The sequence below is a fragment of the Paraburkholderia sp. CI3 genome, assembly GCF_050436505.1.
GTDB lineage: Bacteria > Pseudomonadota > Gammaproteobacteria > Burkholderiales > Burkholderiaceae > Paraburkholderia > Paraburkholderia tuberum.
Genome location: NZ_JBNDMI010000002.1, coordinates 1,006,235 through 1,023,939 on the forward strand (window position 1 = coordinate 1,006,235; position 17,705 = coordinate 1,023,939).

At 62.9% G+C, this 17,705-nt stretch carries 17 protein-coding genes and 2 pseudogenes; 4 read left to right on the top strand and 15 right to left on the bottom strand.

The genetic code is table 11. The features are described from left to right. Window positions 1-238: 238 nt before the first annotated feature. Window positions 239-664 carry an OsmC family protein gene (locus OKW29_RS07470; protein WP_184039692.1) on the bottom strand — a complete coding sequence of 142 codons (426 nt, stop codon included), beginning with the start codon at window positions 662-664 and terminating at the stop codon, window positions 239-241. 320 nt (window positions 665-984) lie between these two features. Here OKW29_RS07470 and OKW29_RS07475 point away from each other — a divergent pair, with 320 nt between their 5' ends. After that, on the top strand, window positions 985-1,293 hold the full coding sequence (locus OKW29_RS07475) for a DUF4148 domain-containing protein (protein WP_187616638.1): 309 nt from the start codon (window positions 985-987) through the stop codon (window positions 1,291-1,293). 141 nt (window positions 1,294-1,434) lie between these two features. On the opposite strand, the gene OKW29_RS07480 is transcribed toward OKW29_RS07475, so the two are convergent. The 5 genes and pseudogenes from OKW29_RS07480 to OKW29_RS07500 form a co-directional block, all read right to left on the bottom strand. Then, a complete protein-coding gene (locus OKW29_RS07480; RefSeq protein WP_429290756.1) occupies window positions 1,435-1,989 on the bottom strand; it encodes a carboxymuconolactone decarboxylase family protein in 555 nt (184 codons plus the stop codon). Window positions 1,990-2,021: 32 nt separating this feature from the next. Continuing rightward, window positions 2,022-3,350, bottom strand: a complete 1,329-nt coding sequence (locus tag OKW29_RS07485) for an aspartate aminotransferase family protein (protein ID WP_429290540.1) — start codon at window positions 3,348-3,350, stop codon at window positions 2,022-2,024. 5 nt (window positions 3,351-3,355) lie between these two features. Next, window positions 3,356-3,577: pseudogene (locus OKW29_RS07490) on the bottom strand (peptidase C45); the annotation flags it as partial. Window positions 3,578-3,759: 182 nt separating this feature from the next. Beyond that, window positions 3,760-4,614: a MurR/RpiR family transcriptional regulator gene (locus OKW29_RS07495; protein WP_184039682.1), complete on the bottom strand. Its 855-nt coding sequence runs from the start codon at window positions 4,612-4,614 to the stop codon at window positions 3,760-3,762. An 81-nt stretch (window positions 4,615-4,695) separates the two neighbouring features. Next, window positions 4,696-5,418, bottom strand: a complete 723-nt coding sequence (locus tag OKW29_RS07500; protein ID WP_429290541.1) for a haloacid dehalogenase type II — start codon at window positions 5,416-5,418, stop codon at window positions 4,696-4,698. 92 nt (window positions 5,419-5,510) lie between these two features. On the opposite strand from OKW29_RS07500, the gene OKW29_RS07505 reads away from it, so the two are divergent. Together OKW29_RS07505 and lhpH are read left to right on the top strand one after the other, a co-directional pair. After that, complete coding sequence (locus OKW29_RS07505) at window positions 5,511-6,632, top strand: branched-chain amino acid ABC transporter substrate-binding protein (protein WP_184039676.1); 1,122 nt, start codon at window positions 5,511-5,513, stop codon at window positions 6,630-6,632. 29 nt (window positions 6,633-6,661) lie between these two features. Further along, a complete protein-coding gene (lhpH, locus tag OKW29_RS07510) occupies window positions 6,662-7,669 on the top strand; it encodes a trans-3-hydroxy-L-proline dehydratase (RefSeq protein WP_429290542.1) in 1,008 nt (335 codons plus the stop codon). Between the two features lie 133 nt (window positions 7,670-7,802). Here lhpH and OKW29_RS07515 read toward each other — a convergent pair whose 3' ends face one another. From OKW29_RS07515 to gltA, 4 genes are all read right to left on the bottom strand, one after another. Next, entirely contained in the window at window positions 7,803-8,474 is a 672-nt protein-coding gene (locus OKW29_RS07515; protein ID WP_429290543.1) for a hypothetical protein, read from the bottom strand. A gap of 61 nt (window positions 8,475-8,535) precedes the next feature. Continuing rightward, a complete protein-coding gene (locus OKW29_RS07520) occupies window positions 8,536-9,162 on the bottom strand; it encodes a DUF429 domain-containing protein (RefSeq protein ID WP_429290544.1) in 627 nt (208 codons plus the stop codon). Next, on the bottom strand, window positions 9,159-11,438 hold the full coding sequence (locus tag OKW29_RS07525) for an amylo-alpha-1,6-glucosidase (protein WP_184063344.1): 2,280 nt from the start codon (window positions 11,436-11,438) through the stop codon (window positions 9,159-9,161). Before OKW29_RS07525 ends, OKW29_RS07520 begins: the two co-directional genes overlap by 4 nt. A 329-nt stretch (window positions 11,439-11,767) precedes the next feature. Then, entirely contained in the window at window positions 11,768-13,066 is a 1,299-nt protein-coding gene (gltA, locus tag OKW29_RS07530; protein WP_429290545.1) for a citrate synthase, read from the bottom strand. Between the two features lie 384 nt (window positions 13,067-13,450). Between gltA and OKW29_RS07535 the strand changes: the two genes are divergently transcribed. Beyond that, a complete protein-coding gene (locus tag OKW29_RS07535; protein ID WP_184031255.1) occupies window positions 13,451-13,852 on the top strand; it encodes a hypothetical protein in 402 nt (133 codons plus the stop codon). Window positions 13,853-13,917: 65 nt separating this feature from the next. Here OKW29_RS07535 and OKW29_RS07540 read toward each other — a convergent pair whose 3' ends face one another. The 5 genes and pseudogenes from OKW29_RS07540 to OKW29_RS07560 all read right to left on the bottom strand — a co-directional run bounded on the left by OKW29_RS07540 (window position 13,918) and on the right by OKW29_RS07560 (window position 17,679). Further along, the gene (locus tag OKW29_RS07540) at window positions 13,918-14,778 is read right to left on the bottom strand and encodes an alpha/beta fold hydrolase (RefSeq protein ID WP_429290546.1); all 861 of its coding nucleotides are present in this window, start codon (window positions 14,776-14,778) and stop codon (window positions 13,918-13,920) included. 217 nt (window positions 14,779-14,995) lie between these two features. After that, window positions 14,996-15,307, bottom strand: coding sequence for a hypothetical protein (locus OKW29_RS07545; RefSeq protein ID WP_429290547.1), 312 nt, complete (start codon window positions 15,305-15,307; stop codon window positions 14,996-14,998). A 31-nt stretch (window positions 15,308-15,338) separates the two neighbouring features. Beyond that, a pseudogene (locus OKW29_RS07550) lies at window positions 15,339-16,169 on the bottom strand (RNase A-like domain-containing protein). Window positions 16,170-16,274: 105 nt separating this feature from the next. Then, window positions 16,275-16,427: a hypothetical protein gene (locus tag OKW29_RS07555; RefSeq protein ID WP_184059881.1), complete on the bottom strand. Its 153-nt coding sequence runs from the start codon at window positions 16,425-16,427 to the stop codon at window positions 16,275-16,277. Between the two features lie 199 nt (window positions 16,428-16,626). Then, window positions 16,627-17,679 carry a rod shape-determining protein gene (locus tag OKW29_RS07560; protein ID WP_429290548.1) on the bottom strand — a complete coding sequence of 351 codons (1,053 nt, stop codon included), beginning with the start codon at window positions 17,677-17,679 and terminating at the stop codon, window positions 16,627-16,629. Between the last annotated feature and the right edge of the window lie 26 nt (window positions 17,680-17,705).

Here is a 17,705-nt window from a genome sequence, read left to right on the forward strand (position 1 = left end):
TGAATTCGGAAACTAATACCGAATGGACGGCATGCGGCTTAACATTTCATCCCTTGCTTACGGAATATTCCGCCGTTGACGGAGCAAAAACGATCGTGAATTGCAACAAGGATCGGTATTCAGGTCAATTGAGCACGGACACGGGGTCATCCGTTCATTCGACAACCGGCATCAAAAAACCGGCGGCGGACATGGCCCGTCGCCGGCTTCGTTGCGCGCTCACAGTGACAGCAGGGGCTCAGGTCTCAAGCTTCGCATCCATCGTAATCGTCGCATTCAGCACCTTCGACACTGGGCACCCGGCCTTCGCGTCCGCGGTGGCTTTGTCGAACGCGGCCTTGTCTCCGCCCGGAATCTTCACGGTCACGTCGAGATGCACTGCGGTGATCGCGAAGCCGCCGCCGTCCTTGTCGAGCGTGACGGTGGCAGTGGTGCCGATGCGCTCCGGCGTGATGTTGGCCTTGCCCAGCTCCGCCGACAACGCCATCGAGAAACATCCCGCATGCGCAGCCGCGATCAGCTCTTCCGGATTCGTGCCGATGCCGTCCGCGAAGCGCGTCGCGAACGAGTACTGGGTGTCCTTCAGGACGCCGCTGTCGGTGGAAATCGAGCCCTTGCCGTTCTGCAGGCCGCCTTGCCAGACTGCCGATGCCTTGCGCTTCATTGCTCTCTCCTGTTTGTGCCTTGCCGCGCACGCTGCTCGACCAAAGATGATGCCCGCCGCGGCGGTCCGCCCGGATGTGTCCGCGCCTGGGCATCGGTCGCAGGTGCCGCGCGGCTTGCAGGCGCGGGCTTGGACCGGATTTCATCATAGGCGCTTCCGCGCCCCGGCGCGGAAAAGCGCCTTTTTCACTATCTCAAAATTGGCAACAATATTTCGCCAGAAAGCCGCTTTTTTGCTGACCTCGTAAGAAATAGACTGCGTTCAACGGATCGGGGAACGCGGTTCACACCGATCCACCACACAGTCAATTGGAGGTCGTCATGAAATCGCTTCTTTCCGCAGTCGTCGTCGCATCCGCTCTTATCGTTCCGGCACTGTCGTTCGCCCAGCAGGCAAACGGTCCGGTCACGCGCGCTCAGGTGCGCGCCGAACTCGTAGCCGCGCAAAAAGCAGGCCTCCTGAACCAGAACGACACCACCTATCCGAAGGCCGTGTCACAAGACTCGACGATCGTCACCGCTTCGGCGCAAGGTTCGCAAGACGTCGGCGGCGCGAAGGCCAGTTCGTCGGACGCGGGCGCGCCGGCGACGGTGCAGCAACGTCTCTTTTCGACGTATCGCGGTAACTGAGCGTGGTAACTGATCGTGATAACTGAGCGCGCAAGTCGTTAATGCAGCGCGCAGTAAAAAGCCCCGGTTGCGAAGTTCGGCAACCGGGGCTTTTCGTTGGCGCGCGCGGCGCTGCTGCGCAGCCGCTCGTTGGCAAAAGCGCTATTCGGGAAACGGCAGGCTTTGCTGCCCCAATGCGCGCATGTCGAACACGTTCAGCGTCATCGCGACCAGGGCGTAGTAGCCGAGCAGGCCGACCAGGTTGATCACGACCTGATGCCCGAAACGGCCGACCGCCTGCGCATACGTCGCGGCCGTCACGCGCTTCGTCTCGTACAGTTCGCTCGCGAAGTCGTAGATCAGCGCGTCGTCGGCATCGGCGAACTCGGGGCGGCGCCCCTGGCGGATCGCCTCGGCGTCCGCTTCGCCGATGCCCGCCTGCAGCGCGATCGGATAGTGGATGTACCACTCCGCCTGGGCCTGCCAGCGCGAAGCGGTCACCAGAATCGCGAGTTCCGACAGCCGCAGCGGCAGCCCGGTCTGGTAGCGGCAAAACGCGCCGAGGCGTTGCGCATGCTGCGCGAGTTCGGGGCTGTGAATCCAGCCGAGGAACGGCCCATTCAGGTTGCCGCGCGGGCCGGACAGGATTTCGTCGAGCACCGCCTTCTGTTCGGGCGTGGCAGTGGACATGTCGAAGTGAGGCAAGCGCTCGGTCATCATCGTTCTCGCAAAAGGCGGTGGGTCGAATCTCAGCGGGCGGCGAGCGACGCGCCGATCGCATCGCTGAGGCGGCTGACGATCTCGTCGATGTCGCGCTCCGTGCAGATGAACGGCGGCGCGAGCAGCACGTGGTCGCCGCTCTTGCCGTCGACGGTCCCGCCCATCGGATACACCATCAGGCCGCGCGCGAACGCTTCGCGTTTGATCGTCGCGTGCAGTTTCAGTTTGGCGTCGAACGGCTCTTTGGTAACCCGATCCTTGACGAGTTCGACGCCGACGAACAAGCCGCGCCCGCGCACGTCGCCGATATGCGCATGCTGTGCATAGTGCTCGCGCAGCCGGCCGCGCAACTGCTCGCCGCGCGCCTGCACGTTCGCCAGCAGATCGTCTTCCGCGATCACGCGCTGCACTTCGAGCGCGGCCGCGCACGCGGTCGCATGGCCGATATAGGTATGGCCATGCTGGAAGAAGCCGGAGCCGCCGACGATGGTCTGATAGATGCGGTCGCTGACCAGCGTCGCGCCGATCGCCTGATAACCCGCGCCAAGGCCCTTGGCGATGGTCAGCATATCGGGCGCCACCCCGTCTTCGTCGCACGCGAACAGATAGCCGGTGCGGCCCATGCCCGACATGATCTCGTCGAGAATCAGCAGCACGCCGTAGCGGTCGCACACCGCGCGGATCTTGCGGAAGTATTCGCGCACCGGCGGCACCGCGCCCGCCGTGGCGCCGACCACCGTTTCCGCGACGAACGCCGCGACCGTGTCCGCACCGAGCGCGAGAATCTTCTGCTCGAGTTCATCGGCGAGACGCTGAGCGAACGCTTCTTCGGTTTCGTCCGCGCGCTGCTCGCGATATGCGTAGCACGGGCTCACGTGATGCGCTTCGATCAGGATCGGCAGGAACGGCTCGCGGCGCCATGCATTGCCGCCGATCGCGAGTGCGCCGAGGGTGTTGCCGTGATAGCTCTGCCGACGCGCGATGAAATGGCGCCGCTGCGTCTCGCCCTTCTCGACGAAATACTGACGCGCGAGCTTGAGCGCCGCCTCGATCGCCTCCGAGCCACCCGACACGAAGTACACGTGCTCGAGTCCGGCCGGCGCGCTCGCGACGAGCCGGTCGGCCAGTTGCTCGGCCGGCTCCGTCGTGAAGAACGACGTGTGCGCGTACGGCAACCGTTGGGCTTGCCGCTTGATCGCGTCGATCACGCGCTGGTTGCTGTGACCGAGGCACGACACGGCTGCGCCGCCCGACGCGTCGATATAACGCTTGCCGGTGGAGTCGATGATTTCGATGCCGTCGCCCGCGACGGCCACCGGCAAGGATTGCTTCGGAGAGCGATGAAAAACGGTGGACATGATGTTCAGTTCCTGGTGAGGGCGGCGGGCGCTGAAACGCGGGCCGGTTCGGGCGTCGCGCATGCGACGAAAGTGTCGAACGCGCATTGCCTCTGGCGATACGCTTTCATCGACACACCAGCGTTGCCGATTTCGAACAGCGCGGTGGCGAGGGTGTTTTCGTCGTCGGGATCGTGAGGATCGTCGCGGTAGATCGGCAAGCCCCACGGCGCGCGATCGTGCAGTACGTCGAGCCGGTAGCCGATGTCGTACGGCTCACCGCTGACCTGAAAAACACTGAATTCCTGCATCGACGCCACGGGTCGCACCATATTCAACAATCGGTACGTATTTATACGCCAATACAACATTTGTTGTCAAATGCCTTGAACGATATCGAGTGGAGCGCGGCGTGGCCTCACGCAATCGCTCAAGGCACGTAGGCGCCCTTCGCATGCAACGATTGTTCGGCGAGCGCAAGCTGCTCGAGCGCATCCGCGCCTTCGAGCGCGAGCAAATGCGCGACCAGCGCTTCGGCGATCGCTGTGGCGGCCACCAGCGACGGAAAGAACGACGGGCTTTCGTGCGAGAAGATCAGTACCTTGTCGGCGTTCAACGCGATCGGCGACACGGCGCTGTCGGTGATGGCGATCAGTTTGCTGCCTTTTTCGAGCGCGGCCTCGGCGACGCGCGCGGCTTCGACCGAATACGGCGCGAAGCTGATGACGATGGTCGCGCTGTCGCGCTCGATCGTGCGCAGTTGCATTTCGAGCGTGCCGGCCTCGCCGTTGAGCAGCGACACCGACGGACGAAACAGCCGGTAGCCATAGACGAGACCGAACGCCACCGCGTAACACGAGCGGAAGCCCGCCACGTGCACGTGCGACGCACGCCGCAACACGCGCGCGGCCTCGACGATCACGCGGCCGTTATGCGCGGCGGTCGTTTCGAGGTTGTGCTGCTGCGCGACGAGAAGATCGTTCGCGAGCGCATCTTTCGATTTGACCATCGAGCGCGCCCGGCTCGTCAACGGCTCGGGCCGCGTGCGCACGCGCGCGACGAACAGATCGCGTAATTCGTTCCAGCCGGGAAACCCCAGTTGCTGCGACAGCCGCACCAGCGACGCGGGCTGCACCTGCGCGCGCTCGGCCACCTTGCGCATCGACGACACCGCGACCTCGTCGGGATGATCGAGCAGGAAGCCCGCTCCCATCTGGAACTGCGGGCTCAGTTCGGGAAACCGCGCCCGGATCAGGGCGACGAGCTGATCGAAGCTGTCTGGCATGGTGAGGTGGGTCGGGGCCGGAGTGAGAGATGACAACAAATGTTACCACCGGGCAGGCGCGTTTCAACGGCGCGAAGATGCTCAGTTCACCAGCGCTTCCCGATGCGCGTCGACGAAGTCCGCCATGCTGTCGAAGCGGAAATCGATGTCAGGCTGCGAGCCCGGGTTCATCGTCGCGCCAAAGCCCGGCTGCGAATGACGGCGGTAAATCCAGCACGACGCCAGGCCGAACTCGTTTGCGGGCTTGTGGTCATGGAAGAGGCTTTCTGCCGTGTGAAGGATTTTTTCCTTCTGGATGCCGCGCTGATCGAGCTTCTGAAGCATGTACTCGAAGTTGCGCGGCGACGGCTTGTAGGACCCGACGTCCTCAGCCGTGATGATGGCGTCGAACTCAACCTGCAGCCTGGCGTTGCTGAAGGTGAAACTTTCGTTGTCGATGTTCGACAGGATGACCAGCTTGTAGTGCTTCTTCAGATATTGCAGCGCGACCGCGGAATCGGCGAATGCCGGCCAGTTTCTGATCGACTGGCCGTACGCCACGCATTCTTCGTGTGTATAGGGCAGGCCCCACTCTTCAGCCATGCGCTTATATACGATGGGAAGCAGTTCCTGATAGCGCTTCGCAGGGGTGAAGTTCTGCTGCGACGACTCGTGGCGAGCGTGCGCTTCGAGAACCTGGTCACGCGTGAGCGGCGTCCTGGCTCGCTCCAGCAGAGGCCTCAGGCCTTCAAAGATGCCACTCTCCCAGTCGATCAACGTGCCGTAGCAGTCAAAAGTCAGTGTATCGAAATCGGTCAGTTTCACGACTCCTCCTGTCGGATGGCGTGCTCAAAGGTTGAACCCATGCCGAAGCGGAGCTAATCTGGTCAAACATGGGTCCAATACCTGGAGACTATATGCGCCACCTCGTCCTAACAATGGCTGTCTTAACAGCCGCCGGCATCACCGCATCCGCCAATGCTCAATCGGTGGTCACCCTCGGTCACTCGGCTCCGCTTACGGGCCCCCAGGCGCCGAACGGAAAGGACAACGAGAACGGCGCCCGCCTTGCTATCGATGAACTCAACAAGAGCGGTGTCACGGTCGCTGGCCAGAAGGTAACTTTCAAACTGGACTCCGAGGACGACCAGGCAGATCCGAAGGTTGGCGTTCAGGTCGCGCAGAAACTCGTCGACAGCGGCGTGATTGCTGTCCTCGGCCCGTACAACTCAGGTGTGGCTATTCCGGCTTCGCGCGTCTATAACACCGGCGGGGTACCGATGCTGCCGGTTGCCTCCAATCCGGCGCTGACGAAGCAAGGCTTCAGGAACATCTTCCGTATCGGCGCGAGTGACGAGCAGCTAGGCGGAACGATGGGTCAGTTTGCGGCCAAAACATTGAAGGCCAAGACCGCCGCGGTGATCGACGACCGCACGGCATATGGACAAGGTGTGGCCGAGCAGTTCGTCAAAGAGGCAAAGGCAAATGGAATTCAAATCGTGGACCAACAGTTCACGAACTCGTCGGCGACTGACTTCCTCGGCATTCTCACCAGCATCAAGGCCAAAAATCCGGATGTCGTCTTCTTCGGTGGATACGCTGCTCAAGGCGCGCCGATGGCCAGGCAGATGCGCGCACGCGGACTGCGAGCCAAGCTGCTTGGCGGTGATGGCATTTGCTCGGCCGACATGGGCAGGGTTGCCGGTGACGCGGCCTCTATCGTGTATTGCGCCCAGGGCGGCATCGCGCTCGACAAGACCCCAGCCGGCCGTGAGTTTCTGCAGAAATACAAGGCCGCGTTCAACACCGACACGCAGGTTTATGCGGTCAGCTACTACGACGGCGTAAAACTGCTGGCCGATGCGATGGTCAAAGCGGGAACCACGACCGACAAGGCAAAGCTCACCGCCCAGTTGGCAAAGACCAACTATAAGGGCGTGGCAGGCACCTACTCTTTCGATGAAAACGGCGATCTGAAGGGCGCACCCACGACCGTCTATGTGATCAGAAACGGCCTTCCGGTGCCCTACGGGCAGTGACGTTCAATCGAATAACCCCCAACGCACACATGAAAATCACTCGCACTATTTCGACAGTCGAGGTCCATACCGGCGGCGAAGCGTTCCGTATCGTGACAAGCGGGCTTCCTCGTCTTCCCGGTGACACCATCGTAAAGCGTCGAGCGTGGCTGAAGGAGAACGCCGACGAAATTCGTACCGCGCTGATGTTCGAACCGCGTGGTCATGCTGACATGTACGGTGGATACCTGACCGAACCCGTTAGTCCCACGGCAGACTTCGGAATCATCTTCGTCCACAACGAGGGTTATAGCGACCACTGCGGACACGGCGTTATCGCGCTGTCTACCGCGGCGGTCGAGTTGGGCTGGGTTCAGCGCCAGATTCCCGAGACGCGAATCGGCATCGACGCTCCATGTGGCTTCATCGAGGCGTTCGTGCAATGGGATGGTGAACACGCCGGCAACGTACGCTTCGTCAACGTTCCGTCGTTCATCTGGAAACGGGATGTCACGGTCGAGACGCCGTCGTTTGGCACGGTAATGGGTGACATCGCCTTCGGTGGTGCCTTCTACTTCTACACGGACGGTGCGCCGCACGGTCTCGCAGTCCGGGAGTCTTCTGTCGAGGAACTGATCAAGTTTGGCGCCGAGGTCAAAAAAGCTGCAAACGACGCGTACCGGGTTGAGCATCCCGATATCCCGGAAATCAACCACATCTACGGGACCATCATTGCCAACGCGCCGCGGCACGAAGGCTCGACGCAAGCCAACTGTTGCGTGTTCGCCGACCGTGAAGTGGACCGTTCGCCCACCGGCTCAGGGACGGGCGGACGCGTCGCGCAACTCTATCTGCGCGGCGAACTGACGAGCAACGAGACGCTCGTCAATGAGTCCATCATCGGCACGGTCTTCAAGGGGCGTGTACTCAGTGAGACGACCGTCGGCGACTTCAAGGCCGTCGTCCCCGAGGTCCAGGGCAACGCATACGTTTGCGGTTTCGCAACCTGGATCGTGGACGAGCGTGACCCGCTGACTTACGGTTTCCTCGTCCGATAATCGGTTCCTTGCAGTCGCTTTTAGCGCGGAAGGCTGTGACAGGCATTCCGCGTTGTTTGATTGGCGAATCGCGCGGCCCGACCGGTAGGTCAAAGCGCGGCTTCGTGCGCGAGGCCAGCGCGTTGGCATCACCTCATCGCCCGTTCTTACCTTGCGTCTTCTTTGCGGTCGCTCTGCTTCGGTTCCGAAGCGCGAAGAACACACCGGCTCCGAGCGCGACGAGCAGAACCACGATCAGGCCGCCACTGATGTCGCTCATGCCGGTCATGCCACGAGATTCGCTCTGGCTGGGCGCCGCCGAGGCAGCCACGGGCGCGGAAGCCTCCGCCGCGACGGGCTGCGGAAGCGCCACACCGGCGGCACTCCCTCGACGCACCAGAGAAGCCTCCGATGTCGGCGAGGCCTGGGACACCTGAGATGCATCAGACGCGGATACGGCTGGAGGCGCTTCGGGATTGGGACCGACAGGTGCCATCGCCGTTTCCGAAGTAGTCACGACAGGCGCGGCCGGCTGAGGCGCGGCCGCCTGTGGAGCGACGTCGACGGACCGGGCCATCGCCTTCCACTGCGCGAACACCCCGTCCACGCAGTGCACATCGATACAGGCGTTTCGCGCCTGCCGCCACTTCGCCAGTTGCGCGGACGAGAGTTTCCCGCTGCTCAGAAGAGCCTGTTGCTGCGCGAAGATGTCGTCGTACTCGTTGTTCAGGATCGCGTGATCGCAGATGACGCGCTCAGCGGGTTGCTGCGAGGTTGCACACTGAATGTCGTTCGCCGATGCCGCGGTCGAACCCAACGCCGCCATGGATAGCAGCAATACTCCGAATCGTCGTGCCAGGTGCACCCGTCCTCCCAGAATGTGAGTGTCAAAGTCCAGGCACCACGATGAATCCGCCTGGCTCGTCACCGTATGTATCGACTCTGCCTTCCAGCAGATACCGTGCCGCCAACGCGCATAGCGCCGCGTCGACGTCGTCGATCGAAGTCAGCGACGCTGTTGCGATACCTTCCCGTTCGAGGATTGCCCGGCGCTGCGGACCCTTTTGCTTCGCGGATGCGACGTCCGTCCCGAGGAAAGCGCACGTGATCGCGTGGGGGAATGTCTCGAAGCACACGCGGCCATCGAGTTTTTCGCCGCCGCTGAAAAGCGGAAAGTGCGCGACGAATGCGTCGTAGACGCGCTCGCCGTTGAACATCCATCCGTAGAAGCCGCTTTTGCTGGCGATCGCCGTTTCGCGAGCCGGTGTCGCAAACGAAAAGATTCGCTGCCGCGCGAGCGCCTTCTCGGCTAGTCGTCCCGCGGCGCCTGTTCGCCAACGACACGGCGCATCGATGCCGACCGCCGCCACCCCGAATGCGCGACACCGTTCGAGCATCTGTTCGGGGGTCGCGTTGCCGAGATGGCTCACGATCTCGGTGCCGCGCAGGACGACCAGATGGTTTCCCTTCCGGTCGCCGCCAACATCGATGCCCGCTACCGTGGTCGGCGTCAAAGCAGCGCCACCACCCTCACATCGCCCTGCTCCGCCGACGCCACCACCTTCTCGCCGATCCGGCGGAACGTGATCGACACCGACGCATCCCCGACCCGCAGATCGCTGACCTCGAGCCAGTCGATACCTTCGGGCAGCATCGGCTGTTCGATCAGCACTTCGCGGCGCTCGGCGTCGATCGTGATGCCCAGACACGCCTCGAGCATCATGAACGGCGAGCCCGCCGCCCATGCCTGCGGCAAACACGCGACCGGATAGGCCGTGGGCGGCTCGCCGCGGCGTCGCGGGAAGCCGCAAAACAGCTCGGGCAAGCGCATGTCGAAATTGACCGCGGCCTGGAACAGCGCCTGCAGCAGCTTCACGGCCGACGCCTTGCCGCCATAGCGTGACAGCCCGCGCGCGCACAGCGCGTTGTCGTGCGGCCAGACCGAGCCGTTGTGATATGCCATCGGATTGAAGCGCGCCTGGCTCGCGGCCAGTGTGCGCACGCCCCAGCCGGTGTGGAACAGCGTCGAGTCGAGCGCCCGCACCACCGCCTCGCCGCGCTCGCGGGTGGGCAGGCCGAACGCCAGCAGATGCCCCGCGTTCGATGCCATCACGCGACACAACTCGCCATGACCGTCGAGCGCGATACCGTAAAAGCCGACCTCGTCCATCCAGTACTTTTCTTCGACGCAGCGGCGGATCTTCTTCGCGCGCTCCGCGTATTGCACGGCCGCGTCGCGCAGGCCGCGCAGCTTCGCGTAGTGAGCCATCGTATCGAACGCGGCGCTCGCATAGGCCTGCACTTCGACGAGCGCAATCGGGCCGTCAGGGAAGCGCCCGTCCGCATGGAACACCGAATCGTGACTGTCTTTCCAGCCCTGGTTCGCGAGGCCGCCATCCGATTCGCGCTGGTAATCGAGCAGCCCGTGCCGGTTTTTGTCGCACACGCCCGCGACCCACTGCGCCGCGCGTTCGAGCGCCGGCCATAGTTCGTCGATCAAGCCGACGTCGCCGGTGCGGGCCGCGTAGGCGCCGGCCAGCACGATGAACAGCGGCGTGGTGTCGACACCGCCGTAGTACAGCGCGAACGGGACTTCGCCGGCCGCGGCCATTTCGCCCTTGCGCATCTCGTGCATGATCTTGCCCGGCGCGGCATCGCGAAACGGCGAGTTCTCGCGCGCCTGATGCTCGGCGAGAAAGCGCAGCACGCCGGCTGCGAGATGCGGTTGCAGCCACAGCGTCTGCAGCGACGTGATCACCGCGTCGCGGCCGAACGGGGTCGAAAACCATGGGATGCCCGCGTACGGGTACGGGCCGGTCGCGAGATCCGTCGTCAGCAGGCCGAGGTCGGCGAACGAACGGTCGATCCACGCGTTGAACAGCGGATTGCTCGAACGCACGCGCGCGCTCGCGTTGCGTCGCTCGCGCATCACCAGGTGCGCATCCACCATTGCCGCGCGTACCGCCGTGCGGCCGACCCGCGGGCGCTCCGCATCGATCTGCGAGAGATGCGCTTCGCTCAACGCATGCATCGGCTGCGACACGTCGGCGCCGGGCTTGCCGGTCATCGGCACGACATGCACCGCTATCGACAGATAGATCGACACGCATGCCTGCGCGGGCAGCTTGACGGTGTAGTCGGCGCGGTCGGCGAACAGCTTGTCCGGCTGCGGCGAGAACGCGATCCGCACGTTGCGCGCCACGTCGTCGAGACCGATGTAGCCGAGCAGCACTTCCTGATTCTCGATGCGCGCGGGCTGCACGCGACCCTGTTTGTCGCGCTTCAGGCCGCGCACTTCGAACATATCGCGGAAATCGCTGGAAAACGAAATCGACAGCGGCACGGTCGCATCGTGCGTGCCGTAGTTCGTGAGCTCGATCGCCTCGTTGAGCACGGTGCCCGACAGCACACGCACACGCTCGACGTGGATCACGCCTTCGGGTGTGCTGTCGCCGCCGAGCGGCGGCAGCGGGCGGTTGGTCAGATGCGCGGTGAAACTGGTGTTGTCGCTGCTGACGCTGCCCGACAGCAGCGACGGCGCGCGGCCGCCGAAGGTCAGGCGCAGTTGCGACATCACGCGCGTATCGTTGACGAACAGGCCATCGTCGTGGCCGGTGATATCGCCGAGCGGATCGTTGACGATGAAGGTGTCGCCCGACTTGAGCACGTGCTGCGTAGCGCTCGCGACGTTAAGGTTTTCCGTCGGGATGAAAACGCCGTCCTGCTCGGGCTCGCGATGATCGACGCCGCCCGAGTGGGTCAGCCCGCCGAGGGCTTCTGGCTGCTGTATCAAGGTCGCTCCTATGGATTCGCTGCTGCGTTTGGTTGCACTTCGGGTCTCGCCTCGGATCGGCCGCCGGATTGCCCGGTTGCCCCGTCACCCGGGCCCCGGTTGGCCGGCCCCCGGTTGGCCGGCCCATCCGATTGTAGAGGCTCTTTCCGCGTGAGACGAGCTTATCGCCTCGGAGTTTCGGCTTTTTGGGCCGTTTTTTGACGGCGTTTTCGGTGGCACGGGACGTGCAGGCGGCAGGATGCGCGGAACGTAAAAAAACCCACGGCCTCGTGAGCCGTGGGTTGGCGACCGTCGTTGAACGCGTTGTCGGGCGTCTATCCGGCCTGTTACCGCTTCGCGACCGGCTTCGCCTCGCGCAGCGTCTCGCCGATGAACAGCTGACGCGGACGGCCAATCTTCTGCTCGGGATCGGCGATCATTTCGTTCCACTGCGCGATCCAGCCGACCGTGCGTGCCATCGCGAAGATACAGGTGAACATCGACGTCGGAATGCCCAGCGCGCGCTGCACGATGCCCGAGTAGAAGTCGACGTTCGGGTACAGCTTGCGCGACACGAAATATTCGTCTTCGAGCGCGATCTTTTCCAGCGCCATCGCGAGCTTGAACAGCGGGTCGTCGTGCAGGCCCAGCTCTTCGAGCACTTCGTGGCAGGTTTCGCGCATCAGCTTCGCGCGCGGATCGTAGTTCTTGTACACGCGGTGGCCGAAGCCCATCAGCTTCACGCCCGAATTCTTGTCCTTCACCTTCGCGATGAAGTCGGGAATGTTGTCGACCGAGCCGATTTCTTCCAGCATGGTCAGCGCGGCTTCGTTCGCGCCGCCGTGCGCCGGGCCCCACAGACACGCGATACCCGCCGCGATACACGCGAACGGATTCGCGCCCGACGAACCGGCGAGCCGCACGGTCGACGTCGACGCGTTCTGCTCGTGGTCAGCGTGCAGGATCAGAATGCGGTCGAGCGCGCGCACCAGCACGTCGTTGACCTCGTACTCTTCGGCCGGATTCGAGAACATCATGCGCATGAAGTTCGCGCTGTACGACAGGTCGTTCTTCGGATACACGAACGGTTGACCGACGCTGTACTTGTACGCCATCGCGACCAGCGTGGGCAGCTTCGCGATCATGCGGATCGCCGATACGTCGCGATGCTGCTGATTCGTGATGTCGAGCGAGTCGTGATAGAACGCGGACAGCGCGCCGACCGCCGCAACCAGAATCGCCATCGGGTGCGCGTCGCGACGAAAGCCGCGGAAAAAGAAGTGCATCTGCTCGTGCACCATCGTGTGCTGCGTGACGGTGTTCTCGAACCGGGCTTTCTGCTGGGCGTTCGGCAGTTCGCCCTTCAGCAGCAGGTAGCAGGTTTCGAGGAAGTCGGCGTTCTGCGCGAGGTTGTCGATCGGGTAGCCGCGGTAGAGCAGTTCGCCCTTGTCGCCGTCGATATATGTGATCTCGGAGTTGCATGCCGCCGTCGACATGAAGCCAGGATCGTACGTGAATTTGCCGGTCTGGCCGTACAGCTTGCGGATGTCGATGACGTCGGGGCCCAGCGAGCCCTGATAGATCGGCAGATCGATGGTCTGGTCGCTGTCGGAAAAGCTCAGCGTTGCGTGTGACTTCGAGTTCATGTACGTCTTCCTTTTGCTTGATACCGCACTCACGCCGGCATGCATCGCAGTCGTACGGCGAGGCGCGACATCGGCGCTCCCGAAAAGTACGGGCATGCTCAGGCTCCGCTGCGCATTCTACGGGTCGGCGTGTCGTTGATTGGGTCGATTGATCGCAACAGTCCATCTCCTTGGGCGCAACATTCGTTGTCGGCACGCGGCGGGTGCATCGCGATGCCGATGAAAGTTGCACGAAAGTCGGAACACCAGCCGCAACAATGTTTTGCCGCCAGCACACTGCGTCGGCGTGGATCCATCTGCGATACTCAATCCGTGCATTGATGCTTGCGGCCCGTGATTCGAAGCGGGTTTTTTTGATCACACAGAAAAGCAGGACGAATACAAATGAATGTCTCTCTCGAAACGCTGTTTCCGGATCATGTCCATACCGAAGACCACACGGTCACCGCGCTGAATCATCAGGATATCGTCGTCGCGTTGTCGGCGGCGCTGAAGACGCAGGACGTCGCGGTGCTGCACATGCTCTATCCGCGCACCGACGCGCGCACGCATCGCAGTCTCGACACGCTCGTCGACGTGCTGCATGGACACGGCCTGCATGAAGTCGCGGATCTGATCGCGCAGGAAGCGCACTATCTGTTGTTCAAGGACCCGGTGAAGGCGTGGAAGGTGTTCCACGAAATCCGCAACGACTCGCTCGCGATCGGCGTACATCTGTACTATCACGGGCTCGTCGGCGAGGCGGCCGAACGCGCGCTCGACAAGGACGCGCATCGCAAGGCCTGATGCAGTAACGGGCGATCGGCGGCGGCGCGCGCCGGCCGATCGCCCTCGATCTTCGCTTCACTTGCTCAGCGCGCGCTCATCGCCTGAATGAAATCATCCACGTAACGATTGAACGCGGACGGATGCGCGAGGTTCATGCCATGCGACGCACCGCGTACCGTTTCGCGGCGCGCATCGGGCAACCATCCCTGCAACGCCGTCACCGTGCGGTGGAACATGTCCGGACTCTTCTCGCCGTCGATCAGCAGGACCGGGCAGCGCAGATCGGCCGCGTCCTCGGGCATGTAGGCGGGCAGCGGATCGCGGAATTGCCGCGCGAGCGTGTGCGCGTTGTCCGTCGCCATGCGGCGAAAACCCGGGGTGCTCATCGCCCAGAAGCCGGGGCGGCTCACCGAATCGACGAACAGTTGCAAGCCTGCTTCGACCTCGCCGCTTTCGATCAACCGAGCCGCTTTCGCACGCAATGCGTTGACCGTCTCCGGCACGCTCGCGGGTGGACGTCCGGCGATCTGCAGCGGGCCGCCCGGATCGGCGAGCGTCAGCGTGCGCACGTGTTCGGGATGGCGTCGCGCGAAATGATAGGCGACGCAGCCGCCGCGCGAATGCCCGATCACATGCGCGGGCCCCGCGCCGAAACGCGCGATGAACTCCGCCACTTCATCGGCGTGGCTGCTCCAGCTGAACGGCAGGTCCGCCGCGCTATCGGTGACTGGCCAGTAATGCGTGAGACTGACCGCGACGCAGCGATAGCGCTTCGACAGACCGGCCAGTTGTGGCTGCCAGTAGCGGTAGTCGCACAACGAGCCGTGCACGAACAGCAGCAAGTCGGCGTCGCCGGCCTCGACGTAAGGCATGCGCAAGCCGCTGCGTAGTCCGATGAAGGATGGCGATGACGACAGCGACGAAGCGGAAACGGATTGATTCACGGGTGATCGACGGACAGCGGCATCGGCGCGGGAATGCGGGCGGAGCCGGCTACAGGCATTGGGAAATGAGCGTACCGGTGCCCCTGAAAATGGGACGCGATGCGTATTGTCACATAAGCGTCAGCGACGCGTCGGGCAGGCGTCTTCATCAAACCACTGACGCGTGGCGACAAGGATATTACTCGCCTGGAGAGAACTTCATCAGTCAGGCCGTTTCCTAAAGATCAACATAACCGGTGCGCCCCATAAAGCACCGTATATTGGGTTTCCCGATATTTTTTAGATGTTCGACGACCTCTTTAAACAGAGGCTCATCTTTGTCTGGCTCCATCATTATTCGCCAATCCTGGTCGCCGTCTCCTTTCATCTTTAAGAAGTGTGCGTCGCCGGGTTCGTCCATATAGGCCCTGACTATATAACTGACATTTCCCTCGACAAATTCATAGATATCGTACTCGTAATAATATTCATACATTCCATTTTCATCGCGGTCACTGCAGTCGACGTGGTGGCTCACAATTACTTTCATTAACTTCTCCTGCCGGTCAAAAATTTTGGCATCAAAGCTCAAGATACGCTGTGAGAATGTAGTACGGCATGCCATTGTGGGGTTCGCGCTTTATAAACATTTTAACCTTGCTCAACGGCACGAGTTTCCCTGTTGATCGAGTCATTCCATACCCTGCAGGGGACCCTACGTCATGAATCAGACATAGACGTATGTCATTTGTCGCCGCCCATGCCTTCACCCTCGCAGAGTTGAATTGCATAACCTTCGAAACTGCACTTTCAGCGGCGCGCAAATTCGTAAATGAGGATGCGATGTCAATGCGACTTTCAGCAGCCAGCCTGGCGCGCAATTACGCCTCGGTTCGTCCCACATGCTTTGCGATTGTATGCCCACCAATCCGGCTGCCAGCTTGCGCCTCATGCTCAATCAGATTGATCCGGCCCATCGTAACGCTGGCGGCGCGTACCGCCCTGATCGAACCGGCAAAGCCGAACGGCACGACCATATCAACTGACAGGCCGATGTTGTTCGCCAAGTCAGGACTGGCCTTCATCGCCTCGGCCAGTTTCGTCGTACCTTGCTGTATCAGCGTGGCCGTATCCCGGCCTGTCCAGATTTGGCGTAGACCGGCCGACGCCGTATCTGAGCCATGCACGCCGAACACGACACACGCGGCCTTGCTGGCCATCGTCGGTTCCGGCAGCACACACAGAGCCGCCGCCCCGACCATTTCCAGCACCCCGCCGACCACCTGCAAACCGCCCCATAGCCGGTTGGAAAGCATCTCCGTGGGGCTGATCGACTGGCGGGAGAGCACTGCCGCCAGTTGCGGCGCACTGAGCACCACCCGCACGCCGTCCGAATCCTGTTGATACGACATTCCGGTGTCCTCTGTAGTTGTTAGGGCTGCTACGCTAGCAGGCATCCACAGGGGTATGGAATGGGCGATGGATGATTTTCGGATTCCGCTTCGGTCAACGAAATGTCAATATTTGTCCGCGTCGGAGGGTCTCAGTTCACTGGGAAGCGCGTGCGCGGCATTCTGAAACGGGAGCGCTGCGGCGGCAACGCTGGCCGCTTCCTGTTCGCGGTCGCGTTCGTTAATTGAGTGTTTGCCAGCGTCGATCGAACGGCCCATCGCAAGCGCCTTCACGTGCGTCCGCAATAGAGACCTCGGGAGACAGACCGGGCCCGCATCGCGTCGCTTGCCCGTCACAGGGCCGGTAAAGCGGAGCGTCCATTTGCAGCCCGCCTTGCCAAGGGTGAGCAGCAGCCCGGTTACCTTGCCACCGAATGCCGGGTCTTTGCCGAGCTGTAGTGAAGCCCTTATCCACCGCTCACGCGTCCCCGGCTTCGTCCACCCACCCCGCTGCGGCCGCCGCGCCCGCGCCGCGCACCGCGCAGGTCAGCGGTTCGTCGGCGACGTGCACGTCGAGGCCGATTTCCCGGCTCAAACGCCGCCCCAGATTGCGCAGCAGCGCGCCGCCACCGGTCAGCACGATGCCCTTGTGCGCGATGTCCGTCACGAGTTCGGCGGGAGCCAATTCGAGCCCGCGCTTCACCGCGCCGATCACCTGACTCAGCGGCCCTTCGATCGCCTCCGAAATATCGCGGTTGCTCAACTGCACCGTGCGCGGTAGCCCATCGTCGACGCTGCGGCCGGTTGCGTTCATCTGCTCGAGCGGCACGTCGCGCACGGCCGAGCCGATGGCTCTCTTGACGTGCTCGGCGGTCTGCTCGCCGAGCAGCACGCCATACAGATTACGCACGTAGCCGATGATCGCCGCGTCGAAATTGTCGCCGCCGACGCGCACCGAGCCGCTATACGCGGTGCCGCCCAGCGCGATCACGCCCACCTCGGTGGTGCCGCCGCCGATGTCGACCACCATCGAGCCGGTCGCGTCGCCCACCGGCAGGCCCGCGCCGAGCGCCGACGCGAGCGATTCGCCGATCAGGCTGACCTTCCACGCGCCAGCCGCCTCGGCCGCTTCGCGGATCGCGCGGCGCTCGACGTGGGTCGCGGAGGCCGGCACGCACAGCGTGAATGCCGCGCGCCGGCTGAAGAGCGAGCGCGGCCGCGCCATGTCGACGAATTGCTTGATCATGTGTTCGGCCGCGGAGAAATTGGCGATGACGCCGTGGCGCATCGGCCGCACCGCTTCGAGGTTGCGCGGCACGCGGCCGAGCAGCTGGCGCGCCTCGGCGCCGATCGCGGCGATCCGCTTCGACCCGCTCGCGGGCTGCGTCTCGAAGCACACGACGGACGGCTGGTTCAGCACGATGCCGCCGTCGTCGGTATAGATAAGGGTGTTGGCCGTGCCGAGATCCACCGCCACGGCGTGGCGGAACAGTCGCTCAAAGAGCGGGTAATGCGGCGTCGGTCTGGCCATATGCAGGCTCTGATGTGTCGTTATGC

Coding starts and splice junctions, on each gene's coding strand:
- OKW29_RS07470 (WP_184039692.1), bottom strand. CDS start 664: ATGAAGCGCAAGGCATCGGCAGTCTGGCAAGGCGGCCTGCAGAACGGC.
- OKW29_RS07475 (WP_187616638.1), top strand. CDS start 985: ATGAAATCGCTTCTTTCCGCAGTCGTCGTCGCATCCGCTCTTATCGTT.
- OKW29_RS07480 (WP_429290756.1), bottom strand. CDS start 1,989: ATGACCGAGCGCTTGCCTCACTTCGACATGTCCACTGCCACGCCCGAA.
- OKW29_RS07485 (WP_429290540.1), bottom strand. CDS start 3,350: ATGTCCACCGTTTTTCATCGCTCTCCGAAGCAATCCTTGCCGGTGGCC.
- OKW29_RS07495 (WP_184039682.1), bottom strand. CDS start 4,614: ATGCCAGACAGCTTCGATCAGCTCGTCGCCCTGATCCGGGCGCGGTTT.
- OKW29_RS07505 (WP_184039676.1), top strand. CDS start 5,511: ATGCGCCACCTCGTCCTAACAATGGCTGTCTTAACAGCCGCCGGCATC.
- lhpH (WP_429290542.1), top strand. CDS start 6,662: ATGAAAATCACTCGCACTATTTCGACAGTCGAGGTCCATACCGGCGGC.
- OKW29_RS07515 (WP_429290543.1), bottom strand. CDS start 8,474: ATGGCGGCGTTGGGTTCGACCGCGGCATCGGCGAACGACATTCAGTGT.
- gltA (WP_429290545.1), bottom strand. CDS start 13,066: ATGAACTCGAAGTCACACGCAACGCTGAGCTTTTCCGACAGCGACCAG.
- OKW29_RS07535 (WP_184031255.1), top strand. CDS start 13,451: ATGAATGTCTCTCTCGAAACGCTGTTTCCGGATCATGTCCATACCGAA.
- OKW29_RS07545 (WP_429290547.1), bottom strand. CDS start 15,307: ATGAAAGTAATTGTGAGCCACCACGTCGACTGCAGTGACCGCGATGAA.
- OKW29_RS07555 (WP_184059881.1), bottom strand. CDS start 16,427: ATGGGCCGTTCGATCGACGCTGGCAAACACTCAATTAACGAACGCGAC.
- OKW29_RS07560 (WP_429290548.1), bottom strand. CDS start 17,679: ATGGCCAGACCGACGCCGCATTACCCGCTCTTTGAGCGACTGTTCCGC.